The 4,148-nt window shown below is 70.7% G+C and carries 4 protein-coding genes; 2 read left to right on the top strand and 2 right to left on the bottom strand.

The genetic code is table 11. The annotated features are described in order from the left end of the window. Window positions 1-166 precede the first annotated feature (166 nt). Window positions 167-892 carry a response regulator transcription factor gene (locus tag ABD323_RS29095; RefSeq protein ID WP_344444975.1) on the bottom strand — a complete coding sequence of 242 codons (726 nt, stop codon included), beginning with the start codon at window positions 890-892 and terminating at the stop codon, window positions 167-169. Beyond that, window positions 889-1,734: a sensor histidine kinase gene (locus ABD323_RS29090; RefSeq protein ID WP_344444974.1), complete on the bottom strand. Its 846-nt coding sequence runs from the start codon at window positions 1,732-1,734 to the stop codon at window positions 889-891. The genes ABD323_RS29095 and ABD323_RS29090 overlap by 4 nt, the downstream gene beginning before the upstream one ends. A 624-nt stretch (window positions 1,735-2,358) precedes the next feature. On the opposite strand from ABD323_RS29090, the gene ABD323_RS29085 reads away from it, so the two are divergent. Together ABD323_RS29085 and ABD323_RS29080 are read left to right on the top strand one after the other, a co-directional pair. Next, window positions 2,359-2,568 (top strand): MbtH family protein, encoded by a 210-nt coding sequence (locus ABD323_RS29085; RefSeq protein ID WP_344444973.1) that lies wholly within the window; start codon window positions 2,359-2,361, stop codon window positions 2,566-2,568. Between the two features lie 205 nt (window positions 2,569-2,773). Next, window positions 2,774-4,148: condensation domain-containing protein (locus tag ABD323_RS29080; RefSeq protein ID WP_344444972.1), on the top strand; the 1,375-nt coding region annotated here is incomplete at its 3' end.

The following is a 4,148-nucleotide window of genomic DNA, read 5'->3' as shown; positions in this document are numbered from 1 at the left end:
CCTCCGGGACGCGGTGCGTCCCGGAGGCGGGAACGGCCACTCCTCGGCCCCGCCGTTCCGTCCGCAACCGTTCCGACCGGCCAGGGCCGCCTTCGGAGCCCGCTGGACGGCCGCTTCCGACCACGGTGTGCAGCCCGTCAGGCAGCGCGCTGACGGGCGTCCCGGATCAGCGCGGCCCAGGGGCGACCAGCCCGGTCTCGTAGGCGAGCACCACGGCCTGGGCCCGGTCGCGCAGGCCCAACTTGGCGAAGATCCGTGCCACGTGGGTCTTCACGGTGGCCTCACTCAGCGTCAGCTCGGCCGCCAGCTCGCTGTTGGACAGGCCCCGCGCGACCATGCTCAGCACCTCGAGCTCCCGCGCCGTCAGTGCCGCCAGCTGCGCGGGGGCGGGCTGCGGAGCCGCTGCCGGAGCCGCTGCCGGAGCACTGTCGGGGGCGCTGAACCGCTCCACGAGCCGGCGGGTGATGGACGGGGCGAGCAGCGCGTCCCCGGTGTCCACCAGGCGCACGGCGGCGGCGAGGTGGGCCGAGGTGACGTCCTTGAGCAGGAAGCCGCTGGCCCCGGCCTGCAGGGCGGCGTAGACGTAGTGGTCGAGGTCGAACGTGGTCAGCATGATGACCTTGCAGCCGGGTACCTGGGCGATGATCCGGCGGGCCGCCTCCAGGCCGTCCAGCACCGGCATCCGGATGTCCAGCAGGGCCACGTCGGGCTGCAGGCGCACTGCCGCCGCTACCGCCTCGGCGCCGTCGGCGGCCTCGGCGACCACTTCGATGCCGCGGGCGGTGAGGATCATGCCGAATCCGGTGCGGACGAGCTCCTGGTCGTCGGCGATCACCACCCGGGGGCGGCGCTGTTCGGGGGCCGCGGGCTCGGTGCCCGGGGTGCCGGTCACCGGCCGGTCACCGGCAGCCGGGCTCGCACCCGGTAGCCGCCGCCGAGCCGCCGCCGGGCGTCCAGGTCGCCGCCGTAGACGGCGACCCGCTCACGCAGCCCGATCAGCCCGCGCCCCGCACCGTCCTTCGCCGGGGTCCGGGGAGCAGGGGAGGCCGCATCGTCGCCGTTCAGTGCGGTCGGGCCGGTGTTCAGCACCTCCACCCGGAGGCTGCGGTGGTCGTAGCGGAGAATCACCGTGGCCGCCGCCCCCTCACCCGCGTGTTTGAGCACATTGGTCAGTGCCTCCTGGATGATCCGGAACGCCGTCACGTCGATCCCCGGTGGCAGCGGGCACGGCTCGCCGGAGACCCGCACCTCCGCCCGCAGCCCGGCGAAGGCGAACCGGTCGATCAGCCGGTCGAGCCGGTCCAGGCTCGGCTGCGGCCCCAGGCCGGCCTCGCCGTCGAGCTCGTCGGCACCGTCGGCGCTCGGCGCGAGCAGCCCCAGCAGCTGGCGCAGCTCGGTCATCGCATCCCGACCGGCACGTTCCACGGCACTCATCGCTCTGGCCGCCACCTCCGGCATCGTGGCCAGCACTTCGCGGGCCGCACCGGCCTGGACCACCATCAGGCTGACGTTGTGGCTGACGATGTCGTGCAGCTCCGCGGCGATCCTGGCGCGCTCGGCGGCGACCGCGGCCTCGGTGGCGGCCGCCCGCTCCCGTTCCAGCAGCCAGCCGCGCTCCCCCAGGGCCGCCTGGTGGCGGCGGTGGGCGCGCCGCCAGGCTGCAACGGCGAAGGCCGCGACGGCGCACGCCACCACCGAGCCGCCGAGCAGCCAGCCGTCCCAGGAGTTCCACATGCTGCCAGTATCGCAGCCGAGTCCGGAGCACCGCGTCATGCCGGGGGTGCAGTCGCGTACAACCAGGGGATGACCTGCGATGACAGGTACGGTGACGGCGGTCTGGTCGCGGCCCGTGTCCGGTGCCCTCCCACCGGGCAACCGCCCTGCCCGTTCACGGATTTCGGCCCCTGCCCGCAGGAATGGCCGGCAGCGCTCGGGCGACCACGCCGGGCGAGGCCCCTCAGGTAGGACCAGGGAAACCGATGCGGCGGCGACGGGACACGTGGGCAGTCGCGGCGTGAGCGGGATCCGGACGGCGGAGCTGCCGATGGTCGGGTCCGGCGCCCCTGCGGCAGGAACGAGTGCCGTGGTGGGGACCGGCGACAATCCTAGCCATTTACGCGGGAATTGGCGAGGATGATCGCGAAGCGGCTGTCCCGCTGCCGTGCACGCTGTACAACTGCGGCAATGCGCTGGTTGAACACGCCGAACAGGGCGTTTCGGGTCGAGGGCAAACCTTGAGCGTCGAGTGGCTCTCGCGCATAGTGATCTCGGCGCATGGCGGCATCCCCGACGTGCGGTGGCGCTGGTGACGACGGATCACCGCGCAATCCACATCGTTTACCTGAGAAGGGCAGTGCGGTGGCGAACCCGTTCGACGATCCCGATGCGAGCTACGTGGTCCTGGTCAACGAGGAGGGCCAGCACTCGCTGTGGCCGGTCTTCATTGATGTCCCGGAGGGCTGGACGAAGGTTTTCGGTGAGGCCAGTCGCCAGGAGTGCCTGGACCACATCGAGGCCAACTGGACCGATATGCGCCCCAAGAGCCTGATCGAGGCCATGGGGAAGTGAGCCCGCCGCTGTTCGGCCGACCTGCCGGGTCGGCCGAACAGCCTTGTTTGGACCAGGTTGTTCCACCGGACCCGGCCGCCCCATGAGGCCGCCGGGTACCGGACTACCGCATGCACCACGAGAAGCTGGGCTTGGTTCGGCATGCCCGTACGGCGGCTGGCCCCGGCTTTTTCCAGTCGGCGAGTCGAATTAGCGGGAGCGCGGCATGTCTGAATTCGCAGGTGAACTCCGTGAACTGATGGGCGGCCAGCTTGCCATCTGGCACGCGCAACAGCTCGCCCCCAACAGCCCGGCGTACAACGTCAGCGAATACCTGGAAATCCAGGGCGCGTTGGACGTGGATTTCATGGTGGCCGCGTTGCGGCGCGCCCTGGACGAGGCGGAGACCTATCGCCTGCGGTTCCGACTGGAAGACGGAGTACCGCGTCAGTACGTCACCGACTCGCGGGACTACCCGATCCAGGTCGTCGACGTCAGTACCGAGAGTGACCCGGACACGGCCGCGCTGGAGTGGATGCGGACCGAGCTGCGTCGACCGGTGGATCTGGGTGGTGACGGGCCGCTGTTCGTCTTCGCCGTGCTGAAGCTCGCCTCGGACCGCTTCCATTGGTACCAGCGAGTCCACCACCTCGTGCTGGACGGCCTCGGCGCTTCGGTGCTCGCCGGTCGCGTGGCCGAGTTCTACAACGCGCTCGTCGAGGGCCGCGAAGCGGGCGGAGGAGCTCTCGAGTCAGTGACCACGCTGATCGACGCGGACCTTGCCTACCGCGCCTCGGCCGACTTCCGCGTGGACCGGGACTTCTGGCTCGACGCCCTCGCGGATCTGCCGGACTCGGCCGGCCGCGGCGTATCAGCCACCCGTCGGCAGTCGGAGCTGCCGCGCCGGCACACGGCCGACATCGGCAGCGGCGGGGCCAAGGCCCTGAAGGCAGCCGCCCGCCGCTTGAAGACCAGCTTCGCGGGCCTGATGGTCGCGGCTGCAGCCGTCTACCAGTACCGCGTGACCGGCGAGCCGGACCTCGTCCTCGGAGTGCCCGTGCGTGGGCGGTTCGGCACGGAGCTGCGTTCGATCCCCGGCATGACCTCGAATCTGTTGCCCGTGCGCGTGAGCATCCGTCAGGACAGCACTGTCGAGGACCTGGTGCGGCAGGTGAAGGCCGGGATCCGCGCCGGACTGCCGCACCAGCGTTACCGCAGTGAAGACATGCTGCGGGACCTGAAGCTCGTTGACGGCCGGCCGCTCTGCGAAGTGATCGTCAACGTGATGGCCTTCGACTATTCGATGCGATTCGGCGGCCATCCGGCCATCACCCGCAACCTCTCCATCGGTCCGGTCGGTGACCTGGAGATCAGCATCTGCGACCGTGAGGCCGACACCGGCATCCAGATCGATGTCGACACCAACTCCGACCTGCACGGTCCGGCCGCGGGCGCCTCGATCTCCCAGATCTTCCTGCGAGTCCTGGAGTGGCTCGAGAGCGCCTCGCCCTCCGATGCGGTGGGTCTGGTCGATCTCCTCGACGACGTGGAGCGTCGTCGGGTTCTGGTGGAGTGGAACGAGACGGCGGGTGTGGTGGTGG

Origin of the sequence: Kitasatospora nipponensis (assembly GCF_039528135.1) — a bacterium.
Classification (GTDB): Bacteria; Actinomycetota; Actinomycetes; order Streptomycetales; family Streptomycetaceae; genus Kitasatospora; species Kitasatospora nipponensis.
Note: the sequence above shows the minus strand (reverse complement) of the source record. Positions and strands in the feature narration are given on the sequence as shown.